We start from the raw sequence: 2,036 nt of genomic DNA on the forward strand, positions 1-2,036 counted from the left end.
AGGCGCAGGCCGCCACGCGCACGCTCGACTTCGACGAACTGATGGGCTCGCGTTGAGCGCCGAATACCGGAAGCAGCAACAGTGCGTGCGCGCCGTGCGCACGCCGCGGAGACAGCGATGACCTTCAACAGCCTGGTCGAAGACCTCGTCAATGCCCACCTTGCGCATCGCCGGGAGCCGCAGGGCCTCGGCATGGTGCCCATCGTCATCGAGCAGAGCGGGCGCGGCGAGCGCGCCTACGACATCTACTCGCGCCTGCTGCGCGAGCACGTCATCTTCCTCGTCGGTCCGGTGATGGACCAGACGGCGAACCTGGTCGTCGCGCAACTGCTGTTCCTCGAGTCGGAGAATCCCGACAAGGACATCTCGTTCTACATCAACTCGCCGGGCGGATCGGTGTCGGCCGGCCTGGCCATCTACGACACGATGCAGTTCGTCAAGCCCGACATCTCCACGCTGTGCATGGGCATCGCCGCCAGCATGGGCGCGTTCCTGCTCGCCGCGGGAACGAAGGGCAAGCGCTATGCGCTGCCGAACGCGCGCATCATGATCCACCAGCCTTCGGGCGGCGCGCAGGGCCAGGCCTCCGACATCGAGATCCACGCGAAGGAGATCCTCTACACGCGCGAGCGCCTGAACCGCATCCTCGCCGAGAAGACCGGCCAGCCGATCGAGCGCATCGCCACCGATACCGATCGCGACAACTTCATGTCGTCGGAAGATGCGGTAAGCTACGGGCTCATCGACAAGGTGATGTCGAAGCGGGGGGAAGGTGCCTGAGTCGGCCGCAACGCACGGTGCGGTTCCGCGGCACGACGCGCACGGCCCGGTTGCGGCAGGCGCGCACCGCGAAGTCGACCTGTCCGGCCGGGAGCGAACATGACGGACAAGAAGGGCTCGAGCGAGAAACTGCTTTACTGCTCCTTCTGCGGCAAGAGCCAGCACGAAGTCCGCAAGCTGATTGCCGGACCTTCGGTCTTCATCTGCGACGAATGCATCGAGCTGTGCAACGACATCGTCCGTGACGAGACGCAGGCCGAGAGCGCCAACGGCAAGCAGAAGGGCGGCCTGCCCACGCCGGCCGAGATCTGCGGCATCCTCGACCAGTACGTGATCGGCCAGGAGAGCGCGAAGAAAATCCTTTCCGTCGCCGTCTACAACCACTACAAGCGTCTGCGCCACAAGGGCAAGAAAGACGAGATCGAGCTCGCCAAGAGCAACATCCTGCTCGTCGGCCCCACCGGTTCGGGCAAGACGCTGCTCGCGCAGACGCTCGCGCGGCTGCTGAACGTTCCCTTCGTCATCGCCGACGCCACCACGCTCACCGAGGCGGGCTACGTCGGCGAAGACGTCGAGAACATCATCCAGAAGCTGCTGCAGAACTGCAATTACGAAGTCGAGAAGGCGCAGAGCGGCATCGTCTACATCGACGAGATCGACAAGATCTCGCGCAAGTCCGACAACCCGTCGATCACGCGCGACGTCTCGGGCGAGGGCGTGCAGCAGGCGCTGCTCAAGCTCGTCGAGGGCACGATCGCGTCGGTTCCGCCGCAGGGCGGGCGCAAGCATCCGAACCAGGACTTCGTGCAGATCGACACCACGAACATCCTGTTCATCTGCGGCGGCGCCTTCGACGGCCTCGAGAAGGTCATCCGCAACCGCTCCGAGCGCACCGGCATCGGCTTCGGCGCCGAGGTGCGCAGCGCGGCCGAGCGCGCGGTGGGCGACGTCCTTCGCGAGGTCGAGCCCGAAGACCTCGTCAAGTTCGGCCTCATCCCCGAGCTGGTCGGCCGCCTGCCGGTGGTCGCCACGCTCGACGAGCTCAACGACGACGCGCTCGTGCAGATCCTCATCGAGCCGAAGAACGCGTTGGTCAAGCAGTACCAGCGCCTGTTCGAGATGGAAGGCGTCGATCTCGAGATCCGCCCGGCGGCGCTGCAGGCGATCGCCCGGCGCGCGCTCAAGCGCAAGACCGGCGCGCGCGGGCTGCGTTCCATCCTCGAGCAGACGCTGCTCGACATCATGTTCGACCTCCC

2 protein-coding genes are annotated in these 2,036 nt (G+C 65.7%); both read left to right on the forward strand.

Features of this window, described 5'->3' with window-relative positions; genetic code table 11:
• Positions 1 to 117: 117 nt before the first annotated feature.
• Positions 118 to 780: an ATP-dependent Clp endopeptidase proteolytic subunit ClpP gene (gene clpP / locus ROZ37_RS22040; protein WP_312662883.1), complete on the forward strand. Its 663-nt coding sequence runs from the start codon at positions 118 to 120 to the stop codon at positions 778 to 780.
• Between the two features lie 99 nt (positions 781 to 879).
• The coding region (clpX, locus tag ROZ37_RS22045) for an ATP-dependent Clp protease ATP-binding subunit ClpX (RefSeq protein WP_312662885.1) at positions 880 to 2,036 on the forward strand (1,157 nt) is incomplete at its 3' end.

Origin of the sequence: Aromatoleum sp., assembly GCF_032027225.1 — a bacterium.
Lineage (GTDB): Bacteria > Pseudomonadota > Gammaproteobacteria > Burkholderiales > Rhodocyclaceae > Aromatoleum.

Bases quoted from the DNA above. Each gene is read 5' to 3' on its own strand.
- clpP (WP_312662883.1), top strand. From the start codon at position 118: ATGACCTTCAACAGCCTGGTCGAAGACCTCGTCAATGCCCACCTTGCG.